General features: G+C 71.3%; 13 protein-coding genes. 5 read left to right on the top strand and 8 right to left on the bottom strand.

Annotated features, from left to right (window positions below):
* Window positions 1-215: 215 nt before the first annotated feature.
* A complete protein-coding gene (locus tag B1L11_RS42315; protein ID WP_079320801.1) occupies window positions 216-1,076 on the bottom strand; it encodes a fumarylacetoacetate hydrolase family protein in 861 nt (286 codons plus the stop codon).
* Window positions 1,077-1,413: 337 nt separating this feature from the next.
* Between B1L11_RS42315 and B1L11_RS42310 the strand changes: the two genes are divergently transcribed.
* From B1L11_RS42310 to B1L11_RS53395, 4 genes are all read left to right on the top strand, one after another.
* Window positions 1,414-1,986 carry a hypothetical protein gene (locus B1L11_RS42310; RefSeq protein WP_079320800.1) on the top strand — a complete coding sequence of 191 codons (573 nt, stop codon included), beginning with the start codon at window positions 1,414-1,416 and terminating at the stop codon, window positions 1,984-1,986.
* 217 nt (window positions 1,987-2,203) lie between these two features.
* Window positions 2,204-2,767 (top strand): copper chaperone PCu(A)C, encoded by a 564-nt coding sequence (locus B1L11_RS42305; RefSeq protein WP_079320799.1) that lies wholly within the window; start codon window positions 2,204-2,206, stop codon window positions 2,765-2,767.
* Window positions 2,760-3,293, top strand: a complete 534-nt coding sequence (locus B1L11_RS53400) for a Dyp-type peroxidase domain-containing protein (protein ID WP_256863382.1) — start codon at window positions 2,760-2,762, stop codon at window positions 3,291-3,293. The genes B1L11_RS42305 and B1L11_RS53400 overlap by 8 nt, the downstream gene beginning before the upstream one ends.
* On the top strand, window positions 3,194-3,976 hold the full coding sequence (locus B1L11_RS53395; protein WP_306291781.1) for a Dyp-type peroxidase: 783 nt from the start codon (window positions 3,194-3,196) through the stop codon (window positions 3,974-3,976). The genes B1L11_RS53400 and B1L11_RS53395 overlap by 100 nt, the downstream gene beginning before the upstream one ends.
* A 90-nt stretch (window positions 3,977-4,066) precedes the next feature.
* Here B1L11_RS53395 and B1L11_RS42295 read toward each other — a convergent pair whose 3' ends face one another.
* The 3 genes from B1L11_RS42295 to B1L11_RS42285 form a co-directional block, all read right to left on the bottom strand.
* A complete protein-coding gene (locus B1L11_RS42295; protein ID WP_079320798.1) occupies window positions 4,067-4,804 on the bottom strand; it encodes a YcnI family protein in 738 nt (245 codons plus the stop codon).
* A 25-nt stretch (window positions 4,805-4,829) separates the two neighbouring features.
* Window positions 4,830-5,498, bottom strand: coding sequence for an MFS transporter (locus B1L11_RS42290; protein WP_143737946.1), 669 nt, complete (start codon window positions 5,496-5,498; stop codon window positions 4,830-4,832).
* A 192-nt stretch (window positions 5,499-5,690) separates the two neighbouring features.
* On the bottom strand, window positions 5,691-7,289 hold the full coding sequence (locus B1L11_RS42285; protein ID WP_079320797.1) for a lectin: 1,599 nt from the start codon (window positions 7,287-7,289) through the stop codon (window positions 5,691-5,693).
* Between the two features lie 634 nt (window positions 7,290-7,923).
* Between B1L11_RS42285 and B1L11_RS42280 the strand changes: the two genes are divergently transcribed.
* Window positions 7,924-10,587, top strand: a complete 2,664-nt coding sequence (locus B1L11_RS42280) for a beta-L-arabinofuranosidase domain-containing protein (protein ID WP_179155577.1) — start codon at window positions 7,924-7,926, stop codon at window positions 10,585-10,587.
* Between the two features lie 19 nt (window positions 10,588-10,606).
* On the opposite strand, the gene B1L11_RS42275 is transcribed toward B1L11_RS42280, so the two are convergent.
* The 4 genes from B1L11_RS42275 to B1L11_RS42260 all read right to left on the bottom strand — a co-directional run.
* The gene (locus tag B1L11_RS42275; protein WP_256863381.1) at window positions 10,607-11,092 is read right to left on the bottom strand and encodes a GNAT family N-acetyltransferase; all 486 of its coding nucleotides are present in this window, start codon (window positions 11,090-11,092) and stop codon (window positions 10,607-10,609) included.
* A gap of 101 nt (window positions 11,093-11,193) precedes the next feature.
* The gene (locus B1L11_RS42270; RefSeq protein WP_079320796.1) at window positions 11,194-11,691 is read right to left on the bottom strand and encodes a pyridoxamine 5'-phosphate oxidase family protein; all 498 of its coding nucleotides are present in this window, start codon (window positions 11,689-11,691) and stop codon (window positions 11,194-11,196) included.
* Window positions 11,692-11,845: 154 nt separating this feature from the next.
* Entirely contained in the window at window positions 11,846-13,225 is a 1,380-nt protein-coding gene (locus tag B1L11_RS42265; RefSeq protein ID WP_256863380.1) for an arabinofuranosidase catalytic domain-containing protein, read from the bottom strand.
* A gap of 153 nt (window positions 13,226-13,378) precedes the next feature.
* Window positions 13,379-13,794: cellulose binding domain-containing protein (locus B1L11_RS42260; RefSeq protein WP_179155576.1), on the bottom strand; the 416-nt coding region annotated here is incomplete at its 5' end.

Genomic DNA, 13,794 nt, shown 5'->3' with positions numbered 1-13,794 from the left:
CGCGACCGGCTGATCCCCGGCACGACCGCCTCCACCGCCGCCAGAACGGCGGGATCCGGCGGGGCGATACGGCGCGGGGGATCCACGTGGATGAGGCTCATGATTGTTCACCGTTCTCCCGGGTGTCCGGCGGCAGGGGCGGGTGCCAGGCGGGGGCGTCGCGCGGCTTCGGGCCCCGGGCCGTACCGGCCGGGGCCTGGCGGGGATGGCGCCTCTCAGCGCGGGCCCACGACGTGCTGCCGCTGGGTGCCGAGGCCGGCGATGCCGAGCTCCATCACGTCACCCGGCCGCAGCCAGATCTGCGGGTCGTGGCCCATGCCGACGCCGGGCGGAGTGCCGGTGTTGATCAGGTCACCCGGTTCCAGCACCATGAACTGGCTCAGGTGGTGGACGATGAAGTACGGGTCGAAGATCATCGTCTTGGTGTTGCCGGTCTGCCGGCGCACGCCGTTGACGTCCAGCCACATGTCCAGGTCGTTGACGTCGGCGATCTCCTCGGGGGTGACCAGCCACGGCCCGGCCGGGTTGAAGGTCTCGGCGGACTTGCCCTTGACCCACTGGCCGCCGCGCTCCATCTGGAAGGCGCGCTCGCTGACGTCGTTGACCACGCAGTAGCCGGCGATCACATCGGCGGCGTCCTCCACCGCGTCCAGGTAGGACGTGCGCTTGCCGATGACGATGCCCAGCTCGACCTCCCAGTCGGTCTTGGTGGACCCGCGCGGGATGCGCACGTCGTCGTCCGGGCCGACGAGAGTGTTGGGCGACTTGGTGAACAGGATCGGCTCGTCGGGCACGGCCTGCCCGGTCTCGGCGGCGTGGTCGCTGTAGTTCAGGCCGATGCACAGGATCTGGTGCGGCCGGGCGATCGGCGCGCCGATCCGCTCACCGGCGAACTCGCCGGTCTGCCCGGCGGCGATCCGCTCGGCGACCGGCCCGGCGAGCATGGCGGTGCCGCCGGCGGCGAAGAACTTCTCGTCGAAGTCGGCGGTCAGGTCCGAGACGTCGACGTAGCGGGTGTCGTCAACGCGGACGACCGGCTTCTCGGCGCCGGGGGCGCCGATGCGCATGAGGTACAACGCTTCTTCTTTCGGGGTCGGGACGGGGTGGAGGGCACCCTGCGGGGCACGGGGACACCGGCGCGCGACGCGCGTCCCTCGATGCCGATCACTTTCCGAATATTAGACCATTGTTCCGACAAACGAAACAGCATCCTGACCCGGCTCGCTCTCCGATCATCCGTCCGCGCTCCGCACGGCCTCTCCGGCGCAACCGACCACGGCGGCACGACGGACGACGCCGACGACCGCTTCGACAGGCACGTGCCGGACCTCCCCGGACGGAACTCCCGGGCTCCGCGCGACACGGCGTCCCGGAACGGGGACCGGGCACGCGGCATGCGATATTGGCTGTGCCATGCCGGTGACATCGCCCCTTCGCCTCGCCAGAGCCGCCGCCTTCACCGCGGTGTGCCTCGGCCTGGGCGTGGTGGCGCACCTGTTCAGCGGCGGCGTGGTCACCCCCGGCGCGCTGGCGCTTGGCCTGCCGGCGGTGTTCGCCGCCGCGCTGCCCCTGTCCGGCCGGGAACGGACGCTGCGCGCGATCCTGCCCCTGCTCGCGGCCCTGCAGGTCGCGCTGCACGTGCTGTTCGCCCTGTCGTCCCCGGCGTCGTCCCCCTGGCACGTGATCGCCGGGCATGTCATGGCCGGGCACGCGCATGCCGGGCCGGGCTTCGGAATGCTGCTCGGCCACGGCTGGGCGGTGGTGCTGACGGCGCTGTGGCTCGCCAGGGGCGAGGCCGCCCTGTGGGCGCTGCTGCGGCGGCTCGCCGTACGGCTCACGCGGATCGCGGCCGATCCGGCGCCACCGGTGTTCGCTCCGCCGGCATCTCCGCATCCGGACGAGCCGCGCCTGCCGCGCTCCGTCGCGCCGCGTCACTGCGTCACCCGGCGCGGCCCGCCGCCCCGCCTTCTCCAGCCGTCCGCCTGAGACGGCGCTCCTCACCTCGCTCCCGGCCGCGTACGGCCCGGGCGCGTTGCCAATGATCTTTTCCGGCGGAGCATGCCCGCGCATGCCCCGATCTCGAGCCTTGCGACCGGTCACGCCGCTCTGCCCCCGCATCGCGGGGGACGGCCCGTTGGGTCTGCCTCGCATGGCCGGGAACGCCGCCCGCATGCCCGCCGGACGACCGAGAGAAGGCTTCCGCATGACCAGCACGACCGTTAACCGCATGCTTCCGGCGGCGCTGGCCGCCCTCCTGGCCGCCGCGGCCTGTGCGGCGCCGTCCGGCACCGCGAACAACACTGTGACCGGCGCCGTGGCCGGCACCGCCACCGCCGCCTCGCCGACTGCGGCGCAGGCCTCCGCCTCGGCGGCCGCCCCGCTGTCGATCGGCGACCCGTGGGTGAAGACGGCCCGCTCCGGCATGAGCGCCGCCTTCGCCACGCTCGTCAACACGACCGGCGAGGAGGTGACCGTCGTCGCGGCGAGCACGCCCGTCTCCCCGTCGGTCGAACTGCACGAGGTCGTCGGAGACGGCGGCACCACGACCATGCGCCGCAAGCAGGGCGGGTTCGTGATCCCCGCCGGCGGCAGGCACGTGCTCCAGCCCGGCGGCGACCACATCATGCTCATGGACGTGCGCACGCCCGTCGAGCCCGGTGCCGAGGTGCCCTTCACGCTCACCCTGAAGGACGGCAGGACGGTGTCCTTCACCGCCGTGGCCAAGGACTTCGCCGGCGCCAACGAGTCCTACGCCCCTCATGAGTGAGCGCGGATACCCGGCGGGACGGCGGCTGACCCGGCGCGGCCTGCTCGCGGGAGGGGCCGTGGCCGCCGCGGCGGCGGCCTGCGCCCCCGCCTCCGCCATACCCGACGCGGCAGGGCGCGCGTCGGCCGGGCCCGCGCCCCTCCCCGGCGGCGACGCCGTCGAACCCTTCCACGGCGCCCATCAGGCGGGCGTCGCGACGTCTCCGCAGACGTTCGCGGTGTTCGCCGGGTTCGACCTCCGGCCGGGGACCGGGCGTGCGGCGCTCGCGCGCCTGATGCGGCTGCTCACCGACGACGCGCGGCGGCTGACCCGGGGCGAGCCCGCCCTCGCCGACACCGACGCCGAACTGGCGCTGCTGCCCGCGCGGCTCACCGTGACCTTCGGGGTTCGGCGCCGGGCTGTTCGAGGCGGCGGGGGGCCGGGCATCTGGCGCCACGGCCGCTGCCGGCGTTCAAGGTCGACGCCCTCCAGCCCCGCTGGAGCGGCGGCGACCTGCTGGTCCAGGTGTGCGCGGACGACCGCGTGACGCTGGCGCACGCGCTGCGCGTGCTCGTCAGGGACGCCCGGTCCTTCACGACCGTGCGCTGGACCCAGCACGGGTTCCGGCAGAGCCCGCAGGTGCGCGCGCCGGGGGCGACCCAGCGCAACCTGATGGGCCAGCTCGACGGCACCGTCAACCCCCGGCCGGGGTCGGCGGACTTCGAGCGGGCCGTGTGGGTGCGCGACGGGTGGCTGCGCGGCGGCACGACGCTGGTGCTCCGCCGCATCCGGATGGACCTGGAGAAGTGGGACGCCGCGGACCGGGCGGCCAAGGAGTTCAGCGTCGGGCGGCGGCTGGACACCGGTGCGCCGCTGACCGGCCGCGCCGAGACCGACGAGCCCGACTTCGCCGCGCTCGGTGCGTCGGGCCTGCCGGTGATCTCCGAGTACGCGCACATCCGCCGGGCCCGGGTGGCCGACCCGGGCATGCGCATCCTGCGCCGGGCCTACAACTACGAGGACGGCCTGAGCCCGGAGGGACGGCCGGACGCCGGACTGCTGTTCGCGTCCTACCAGGCCGACGTGGCACGGCAGTTCGTCCCGATCCAGCAGCGGCTCGCGGAGGTGGACCTGCTGAACCAGTGGATCACCCCCATCGGGTCGGCCGTCTTCGCCGTACCGCCCGGGTGTTCCCCGGACGGCTGGATCGGGGAGACCCTCCTGTCCTGACGGCCGTACCTCCCCGCGGGCGCGGCCCGGATCCCGTACGGGGTCCGGGCCGCGCGATCCGGAAGGGACTCCCGATCGTGGCAGGGCAGCTCAGCCGCGCGAACGGCGCAGGGCGGTGATGCCCGCCCCGGCCCCGACCAGGCCGGCGACGAGGCCGAGGCCACCGAGCACCAGGGCCGGGGTGGTGTTCCCGCCCTCCTGATCGGCGTCATCGCTCGCCGCGGCCGCCACCGTGGGGGCGGCGGCAGCAGGCGAGGCGGAGGCGGCGCCGTGCTGGTCGCCCTCCCCCTCCTCCGCGGCGACGAGCTTGAGCGTCGGCGCGGGGTGTTCGGCCTCGGACCCGTCGGCCTTCGGCGCGTCCGCCCACTTGACCACCTCACCGTTGGAGTAGGTCTGCGCAGTGGGGAACTCGAGCGCGTCCACGTTCTTCGGCAGCGGGCCGACCGACGCCTCGAACTCCTGGAACTGGCCGGACTCGATCTTCCCGCCGGACCAGGTGATCTTCAGTACCGACTCGGTGATCTTGTCGCCGTCGTCCGACACGACGGGCTTGGGCAGCTTGCCCCGGGTGAGCTTGACGTCCCAGCCGGGGACCGGGCGGACCGAGACGAACGGCAGCGGGTGGTCGGTGGGGAACTCGACCTCCACCTTGGTGGTCGAGGCGTTGTCACGCTCGTTGGGGACCCGGAAGGCGATCTTCGTCCAGGAGCCCTGCACGGCGGTGCCGGGGTTGACGGTGACGTGGGCGAGGGCGGGTACGGCGAGGCCGACGGTGAGCGCGAGGGCACCGGCGGCGACGGTGGCCGCACGACGAACATACGAGGTCATGGGGGTTCTCCAGTCGTCTGCGAGATTACGGAGGCGCGCGAGCGCGGCCCCATGGGCACAGGCAGGTCCCAAGGGGAGAGATACGCGCCGCTCGCGCGTGAAGCTCAGAGGACGGGAAGAACCGGTGGCCCGCGGCGGACGACCGCGTGCCGCAGCACGCCCGCGGCGCGCGGGGCGCGCTCCGAGCGCGGCACCGCACGCCGGCGAGGGCATCCGCGCCCGCGAGGTCCGCTGCCCGCAGCGCCAGCAGCGCACGCACCAGCACGGCCACCGCCCGCAGGCAGCGGACCGCCCCGGCGCCGATCGCGCGCAGCACGGACCACAGGGCCTCCTCGCCGCGCGACAACCACCACCCGGTGAGCAGCGCCGCGGTGAGGTGGGCGGTGAGCATGCCGATCTGCGTGCTCAGGCCGCCGTGCCAGGTGGGGTGCGACGCCGCGGCGGACCCCGTGACGTCGAGGAGACAGTGCAGGAACGCCTGGGCGCCGACCAGCAGGCCGACGATCGCCTGAGGCGACCGTTCCCGGCCCGCCGCAACGGCCGCGCCGGCCGTCACCGTGAGCGCCCCCGTGAGGAGCGCGGCGGGCGTCGGCCCGCCTCCGCCGGCGAAGCGGTGCGCGCCGACGGCGAGGAGCACGCAGACGGCCGCGAAGGCGGCCGACCGCGCGAGCCTGAAGGAGAGCGTGGCGCGCATGACGCCGGGATTGTCTCACACCCGGGCGATCTCGGCTGGTCCGTCGCCGATCTTCATTTCATGGCGGCACAGCCACGAACGGGGCGCGCTGCGCCACGGCCTGCCGCCGCCGCCCGCGACCTTCGCCGGGACAGGATCGTGGCCGTCCCGGCGAAGGGCATGCGCGGAGAGGTCAGGCGCGGCGCGGAGAGGTCAGGCGCGGGTCCAGCGCTGGTTGGCCTGGCCGTTGCAGGTCCAGACGACGACCTTGGTGCCGTTGGCGGTGCCGTTGTTGTAGGCGTCCAGGCACTTGTTCGCACCGACGGCGGTGATGGTGCCGTCGGCGTTGAACCGCCACTGCTGGTTGCTCTGGCCGTTGCAGTCCCAGATGACCACGTTGGTGCCGTCCGCGGTGCCGCGGTTGTTGACGTCCAGGCACTTGTTGCCGTAGACCCGCAGCTCACCCGAGGCGGTCGGCGTCCACTGCTGGTTGGTCTGGCCGTTGCAGTCCCAGATCTGCACCTGCGTGCCGTTGGCCTGCGAGGCGCCCGCGACGTCCAGGCACCGGCCCGACCCCACACCCTTGATCGCGTTCGTCCCGGTGGGAGTGGGCGTGGGAGACGGCGTGACCAGGCCCCCTCCGCTCACGACGTACATGGCGGCCCCGTGCGCGGGCACCGAGGCGCTGATCGTCCCGGACGAGGAGGAGGTCGTGTGCGCCCACAGGTCGCGTACGGAGTAGGAGGCCGCGGCGCTGAGGCCGAGGGCGGAGGCGGTGGTGGACACCGTCGCCGTGCCGCTGCCCCGGTTGAGCAGCACGACGGCGACCGAGCCGTTGGACATCGGCTTGCGCCACACCTCCAGGTTGCCGTTGTCACTGATCTTGGTGCCCTGCCGGCCGCCCCAGTCCTGGTCGACCGCGATGACCTCGGTGTTGGTCAGGATCGTGCGGGTCTCGGCGCTCATCGAGCGGATGTCGTTGCCCGCGATGAGCGGCGCGTTCAGCAGCGACCAGAGGCTGAAGTGCGCCCGGGCCTCGGTCGCCGTCAGCGAGCCGTTGCCCACCTCCAGCATGTCGGGGTCGTTCCAGCCGCCCGGCCCCGAGTACGCCTCGAGCCCGACCTGCTGGTCCAGGATGCCCATGACCGAGTTCCAGTTCGCCTGGATGTCGCCCGTGGTGCGCCAGGAGTTGCCGGTCTGCATGCCCCACGTCCAGACGCTCTCCTGGCCCCAGTTGCACAGGCTGAACAGGATCGGACGCCCGGTGGCGGCGAGCGCGTCGCGCATCGCGGTGTACCGCTGCTGCCCGTTCTTGCCCTGGTGGTCGCCGCAGTTGTCGTACTTCAGGTAGTCGATTCCCCAGGAGGCCCACAGGGCGGCGTCCCGCCGCTCGTAACCCAGGCTGGCCGGATAGCCCGCGCAGGTCGTGGTGCCCGCCGAGGAGTAGATGCCGAGCTTCAGTCCCTTGGAGTGGACGTAGTCGGCCAGCGCCTTCATGCCGCTCGGGAACTTGGCCGGGTCGGGCACCAGGTCTCCGGCCGCGTTGCGGCTCTTGGTCGACCAGCAGTCGTCGATGTTGACGTACGTGTAACCCGCCGCCGCCATGCCGCTGGAGACCATCACGTCCGCGGTCTGCCGCACGAGGTTCTCGTTGACGTTGCAGCCGAAACTGTTCCAGTCGTTCCACCCCATCTGGGGCGTACGGGCGAGCCCGTTGTCCAGCGCGGCGGCCGGCGACGTCATGCCTCCGGCCGCGACCAGGGACCCGGCGGCCAGCGCCGCCGCCAGCGTCCATCGAACGATCCTGTGCATCTGACTCCTTACCCGTGACCGGCCCGCCGCCGTCGGAGGCGGGCCAGGATCTGTTATCGATAACATTTCTTGCTCGAGTCGTCCCTCCCGTCGGGTGGTCGGTGGTGTGCGGCGGAGCAAATACGACCCCGCCGATCCCGTCAAGAGGCCTCGTCGGCCGTGCTTCGCCGGACGCCGCGCCGCCTGCGCTTACGGGGTGCGGTCGCCGCGCCGGGGAAAGGGCTGCGGTGAAAATTTCAGCCGAGACCGCCACTGGCGGGCGTTCCCGGAACGTTGCCGCGACCGGGTTTCTCATCGTCCCAGGCAGGCGGGTATGGGCGGCGAGCGATCAGGCGAAAGTTTCCGGCACAGTCTTGACACCTTTCGTGACGGTTTCCACACTGAGCCCGGGTGGTCTCCTGTCGGAGCGGCGGTGGGCGGCGGAATCGTCGCCCACCGCACTCTCCCGCGACGGGGTCCGCGCCGTGGATTCTGCGGGTGTCCCGCGCCTCGTTCGACGTCATCCGACGCCGGACGGCGAGCAAGGACGATTGTTAGCGCTAACAAATGGAGGCCATGTGTCGCCCTCATCCTTCAGCCGGCGCCGGCTGCTCCAGGCCGCCGGCGTCGCGGTCGCGCTTCCGCGGTCAACCAGGTGGTGGGCGCGCGGGGGGCCGCGGCGGCGGTTGCTCCGGCCCGGCCCGACATCGGGGTGTCGGCCTACCCGTTCGAGCTCGGGCAGGTGCGGCTGACCGGGGGTCGCTGGCTGGACAACCAGAACCGGACGCTGTCGTATCTGCGGTTCGTCGACGTCGAGCGGTTGCTGTACAACTTCCGGGCCAACCACCGTCTGTCCACCAACGGCGCCGCCGCCAACGGCGGCTGGGACGCGCCGGACTTCCCGTTCCGCACCCATGTGCAGGGGCATTTCCTCAGCGCGTGGGCGCAGGCCTATGCCGTGCTCGGGGACACGACGTGCCGGGACAAGGCGAACCGCATGGTGGCCGAGATGGCCAGGTGCCAGGCCAACAACGGGGCCGCCGGGTTCAACGCCGGCTATCTGTCCGGCTTCCCCGAGTCCGACTTCACCGCCCTTGAAGCCCGCACGCTGAGCAACGGCAACGTGCCGTACTACTGCATCCACAAGACCATGGCCGGTCTCCTCGACGTGTGGCGCCTCATCGGCAGCACCCAGGCCCGTGACGTGCTGCTCGCGCTGGCCGGCTGGGTGGACTGGCGGACCGGCAGGCTGAGCGGCAGCCAGATGCAGGCCATGCTGGGCACCGAGTTCGGCGGCATGAACGCCGTGCTGACCGACCTGTACCAGCAGACCGGTGACGCCCGCTGGCTGACCGCGGCCCAGCGGTTCGACCACGCGGCGGTGTTCAACCCCCTCGCGGCCAACCAGGACCAGCTCAACGGCCTGCACGCCAACACCCAGGTGCCCAAGTGGATCGGCGCGGCCCGCGAGTACAAGGCGACCGGCACCACCCGCTACCGGGACATCGCCGCCAACGCCTGGAACATCACCGTCGGCGCGCACACCTACGCGATCGGCGGCAACAGTCAGGCCGAGCACTTCCGGGCCCCCAACGCGATCGCCGGGTATCTCACCAATGACACCTGCGAGCACTGCAACAGCTACAACATGCTCAAGCTGACCCGCGAGCTGTGGCTGCTCGACCCGAACCGGGCGGCGTACTTCGACTTCTACGAGCAGGCGCTGACCAACCACGTCATCGGCGCGCAGAACCCGGCGGACGGCCACGGGCACGTCACCTACTTCACGCCGCTCAAACCGGGTGGCCGCCGTGGCGTGGGCCCGGCGTGGGGCGGCGGCACCTACAGCACCGACTACAACTCCTTCTGGTGCTGCCAGGGCACCGGCCTGGAGGTCAACACGGCGCTGACGGACTCCGTCTACTTCTACAACGGCACCACCCTGATCGTGAACCTGTTCGCGCCGTCGGTCCTGAACTGGACCCAGCGGGGGATCACCGTCACCCAGACGACGTCCTATCCGGCGAGCGACACGGTCACCCTGCAGGTCACCGGCAACGCCGGTGGGTCGTGGTCGATGCGCGTCCGCATCCCCGGCTGGGCCACCGGAGCGACGATCAGCGTCAACGGCGACCAGCAGGACGTGGACACCACCCCGGGGACGTACGCGACCCTCACCCGCAACTGGGCCTCCGGCGACACCGTCACCGTGAGCCTGCCCATGCGCGTGGTCATGAAGGCCGCCAACGACAACCCGAACGTCGCGGCGGTCACGTACGGCCCGGTGGTGCTGTCCGGGAACTACGGCAACACCACTCTGTCGGCGTTGCCGGCCCTGAACACCGGGTCGATCACCCGGACCAGCACCACGGCGCTGGCGTTCACGGCCACCGCCAACGGGTCGTCGGTCAACCTCGGCCCGTTCTACGACGCCCACGGGTACAACTACACCGTCTACTGGAACACCGGCGGCGGTGGCGGAGGCGGGACCGCGAGCTACCGGCTGGTGAACGCGGCCAGCGGCCTCGTCCTCGGCGTCCAGAACATGTCCACCGCCGACGGCGGCCTCGCCCTGCAGTGGACCGACAACGGCACCGCCGACCACGACTGGGAGATGGTCGTGGACGGCACCGCCGTACGGCTCCGCAACGTCAACAGCGGCAAGGTGCTCGGGGTGGAGAACATGTCCACCGCCGACAACGCCCGCGTCCTGCAGTGGACCGACAACGGCACCGCCGACCACCGCTGGACGATCATCGACGCCGGCGACGGGTCCCACAAGATCCGCAACGTCAACAGCGGCAAGCTGCTCGCCATCCTGAACGGCTCGACCGCGAGCGGGGCCCAGGCCGTACAGGACCCCGACAACGGCAGCGCGGACAACCAGTGGCGGTTCGTGCCGAACGGAGCCCGGCGCATCCAGAACCTGGCAAGCGGGCTGGTGCTGGGCGTGCAGAACATGTCCACCTCGGACGGCGGCCTGGTGATCCAGTGGGGCGACACCGGCACCGCCGACCACCTGTGGACCGCCGTCGTGGACTCCGGCGGCTACCTGCGCCTGCGCAACTCCAACAGCGGCAAGGTGCTCGGCGTGGAGAACGCGAGCACGGCCGCCGGCGCTCGGGTGCTCCAGTGGGCCGACAACGGCACCGCCGACCACCGATGGCGGCTGCGGTACGGATCCAACGGGTGCTTCCGCATCCAGTGCGCGAACGGCGGCCGGGTCCTCGGCGTCAGCGGCGGCTCCACCGCCCAGGGCGCCCAGGTCGTGCTCGCCGACGACAACGGAGCGAACGACCACCTGTGGCGGTTCCTCTAGCCCGGGGGTGAGCGGACGGTCAGGGCCGCCAGCGGTAGTGGGCGTCGGGCAGATTCTCCTCGTTGCCGCTGCCGTCGCCCTCCGCGACGAGGGTGAAGCCGTGCCGCTCGTAGAAACGCCGGGCACCGGTGTTCCGCTGGAACACGTACAGGTCGAGTCCGCGGGGGCGCGCCTTCTTGGCATGGCCGAGCAGCGCGCTCCCGACACCGCCGTTCTGCGCGGCTGGTGCGAGATACAGGTGGTCCAGCCAGTCGCCGCGCAGGGCGGCGAATCCCACGACCCGGCCGCGCAGGGCGGCGAATCCCACGACCCGGCCGCGCAGCTCGGCGACCCACACCTGCGACGAGGGAAGCATGACGCCGGCGATCCACGCCCGGGTCTCCTCGTCGGTGTGCAGGTGAGGCAGGTAGGTCATCTCGGCCCGGGCGGCGAGGAACGCCTCGGCGACGCCTTGGGCGTCACCGGACCCGGCGCGGCGGATCAGCGGCGAGATCTGTTCGGACACGCCCACACCGTGCCACAGGCGGCCTCGTTCCGGCCATGGAGTCAACGCGCCGGACGAGGACGCCGACAACCGTGGTCTCCTCGGTACGGTCTGGACCGTGTTCAGGCGCGCTCACGCTCGGCCCGCTGCCGGACCAGCTCCTCGACCGCGCTCGGCAGGGTCGTCTCGAAGTCGATCAGCTTCGCCCACGTCGGGGTCACCACGATCCGGACCATGCCGTCGTAGAGCGAGCGGACCTCGGCCTCCCACTCGACCCGCTGCTCGGGCGTCATCTCGTACGAGCCGTTGATCTGGAGGTACTCGTCCGGGATGCCCTCGACGACGTCCAGCTCGGCCCGGCCGCGGATCAGCAGGATCTTGGGCGGGTGCACCTCGGTGTCGATCGTCAGGGCGACCATCGGGTTCTCGCGCAGAGCCGGGAGCTTCGGGGCATTCTTCGTGGTGCACATGACGATCTCCGAACCGTTCCAGGTGAACGCGATCGGGACGTTCCGGGGCGTGCCGTCCTTGGCCACGTACGCCAGCCGGGTCACGTCGCGTGCCAACAGCTCTCGGCTGATCGGCCGGTCCAGAATCTCGGTGATCTCGTTCGCTCGCATGGCCGTCCCTCCAGGGTCGTTGTCGTGATCCGACCCAGGGACGGAGCCGTCGGAGGATTCTCGACATCCGCCGGCTCCAGAGTTCCGAGATTTTCCGGCCGCCGTCCCCGGGGCTCTGCCCGGGGACGGCCCGATCCGTCGTGGTTTCGCCGGTCTACTTGTATCCGGCGGCGACGATGTTCGCCTGCACCTCGTTCTCGGTGGCGGCGGTCGGGTAGCCGGAGGTCATCACGCCCTCGTAGAAGGTGCCGGCGGAGCCGTGGCTGTTGTCGCCGCCGATGCCGAGGATGATGGCCCCCTCCTTCTTCATGGGGTTGTAGCCCGAGGCGTTGGGCCGCTTGCCGTCGTAGAAGGTCGACAGGCCGCCCGACTGGGCGTTGCCGGCCCGGATGGCCCAGTGGTTGGGCTCACCCTTGATGATGGCGGTCAGGTATCGGTAGTTCACGCTCGGGTCGTTGGCGTTGTAACCCGGGTTCACGCCGGAGAACAGGCCGTTCTCCAGGTCGGCCATGACCCAGGGGCCGTTGCCCGTGCCGTAGCCCCAGACCTTGATGTTGCCGAAGTAGATGGCCTCCATCGTGCCGTTGCCGTTGTCGCGGCTGTTGGTCTCGGCGTTGCCGTAGTCGAAGCAGCAGCCGCCGTTGTAGTGCGTGCCGTCGAAGACCGCGTACATCCCCTCCGGCTGGTCGCCCTTGGCGACGCCGTTGGTGGTGTTGTTGCGGTAGCCGACTCCGGGATCGACGTAGACGCCGTAGGCCTTGTGGCCGTACACCGTGGTCGGTGCCTTGGTCGCGGTCGCCAGGTTGTCGTAGCCGCCCGGAGCCGGGCCGGAGAACCCGCCGGGAGGCGCCTGGGTGAGGTGGTTGCCCCGGCCGGACTGGTCGTAGATCTTGGTGATGACACAGCTGGTGCCGGAGCAGAAGGAGTCCTGCGTGGCGGCGTTGGCGGCTCCGCCCGGGCTCAGGACGCCGATGTCGCGGGTGGTGTTGTCCGAGGAGCGGCGCACCTGGTAGAGCGGGCCGTTGTAGTTCGCGTACAGGGCGCGGGTGGTGCTGTGCGCGGCCACGCACGGGGTGCCGCCCGAGGCGTAGATGTCGCACGGCTGCCTGGACGACGGCGGCGAGGGAGACGTGGAAGGCGAGACGGTGGGGGAGGAGCTGGGGGAGGCGCTGGGCGACGACGTGACGCCGCCGGTGCAGGTCACGCCGTTGAGGGCGAAGCTCGTCGGCACCGGGTTGGAACCGTTGAACGCTCCGTTGAACCCGAAGCTCGTGCTGCCGCCGCTGGGGATGCTGCCGTTGTAGGACACGTTGGTCACCGTGACCTGGGAGCCCGACTGGGTGTAGGTGCCGTTCCAGAGCTGCGTGATGGTTTGCCCCGCGGGGAACGACCACGTCAGCTTCCAGTCGCTGATCGGGTCCCCGAGGTTGTTAACGCTCACATTGGCGCCGAAGCCGCCCGGCCACTGGTTGGTGATCGTGTAGCTGACCTGGCATCCGGCCGTGGCCGCCGACGCGACGTGCGTACCGGCCACGCCGGCAGCGGCCGTCAACAGCGCGGCGACGGCTACGGCCGGCAGCCTCAACCGCCGGCGAGAAGAGCTGACATGTCGCACAGTGTCTTCCCAATCTCTGAGATGTTGATGGTTCGCCGTGAGCCCCCGAGTTCCTGCTCGGCTTCCGTTCGGCTACGGGCTCGTGCAGGCCACGCTGGTGGGGGAGATCGAGCCGTCGCCCTCGGCGGTGAATCCGAACGTCGTCGACCCGTTGCCGGCGACGGTGCCGTTGTAGGGGGCGTTCTTGACGGTGATCGCGCCACTGGTGCCGGTGTTCACGCCGTTCCACAGGCTCGTGACGGTCTGTCCGCCGGCCAGGGTCATCTTCACGGTCCAGCCGTCGAGCGTGGACGACCCGGTGTTGGCGACGGTCACCTCGCTCTGGAAGCCGCTGCCCCAGTTGTTGACCAGCCGGTAAGTCGCCGTACACCCGCCCGGCCGCGCACTCGGCGATACCGTGGGGGACGGGGTCTCGATCTGGTCGGCCAGCAGGAACAGCGTGGCGACCGCCGGGGTGTTGTACGTCTGGTCCTTGACCGAGTTGTCGA

Source organism: Microbispora sp. GKU 823 (assembly GCF_002027145.1).
Taxonomy (GTDB): domain Bacteria; phylum Actinomycetota; class Actinomycetes; order Streptosporangiales; family Streptosporangiaceae; genus Microbispora; species Microbispora siamensis.
This window is presented reverse-complemented; position numbering and strand designations above follow the sequence as displayed.

Coding starts and splice junctions, on each gene's coding strand:
- B1L11_RS42270 (WP_079320796.1), bottom strand. CDS start 11,691: ATGCGAGCGAACGAGATCACCGAGATTCTGGACCGGCCGATCAGCCGA.
- B1L11_RS42295 (WP_079320798.1), bottom strand. CDS start 4,804: ATGACCTCGTATGTTCGTCGTGCGGCCACCGTCGCCGCCGGTGCCCTC.
- B1L11_RS42285 (WP_079320797.1), bottom strand. CDS start 7,289: ATGCACAGGATCGTTCGATGGACGCTGGCGGCGGCGCTGGCCGCCGGG.
- B1L11_RS42305 (WP_079320799.1), top strand. CDS start 2,204: ATGACCAGCACGACCGTTAACCGCATGCTTCCGGCGGCGCTGGCCGCC.
- B1L11_RS42290 (WP_143737946.1), bottom strand. CDS start 5,498: ATGCGCGCCACGCTCTCCTTCAGGCTCGCGCGGTCGGCCGCCTTCGCG.
- B1L11_RS42310 (WP_079320800.1), top strand. CDS start 1,414: ATGCCGGTGACATCGCCCCTTCGCCTCGCCAGAGCCGCCGCCTTCACC.
- B1L11_RS53400 (WP_256863382.1), top strand. CDS start 2,760: ATGAGTGAGCGCGGATACCCGGCGGGACGGCGGCTGACCCGGCGCGGC.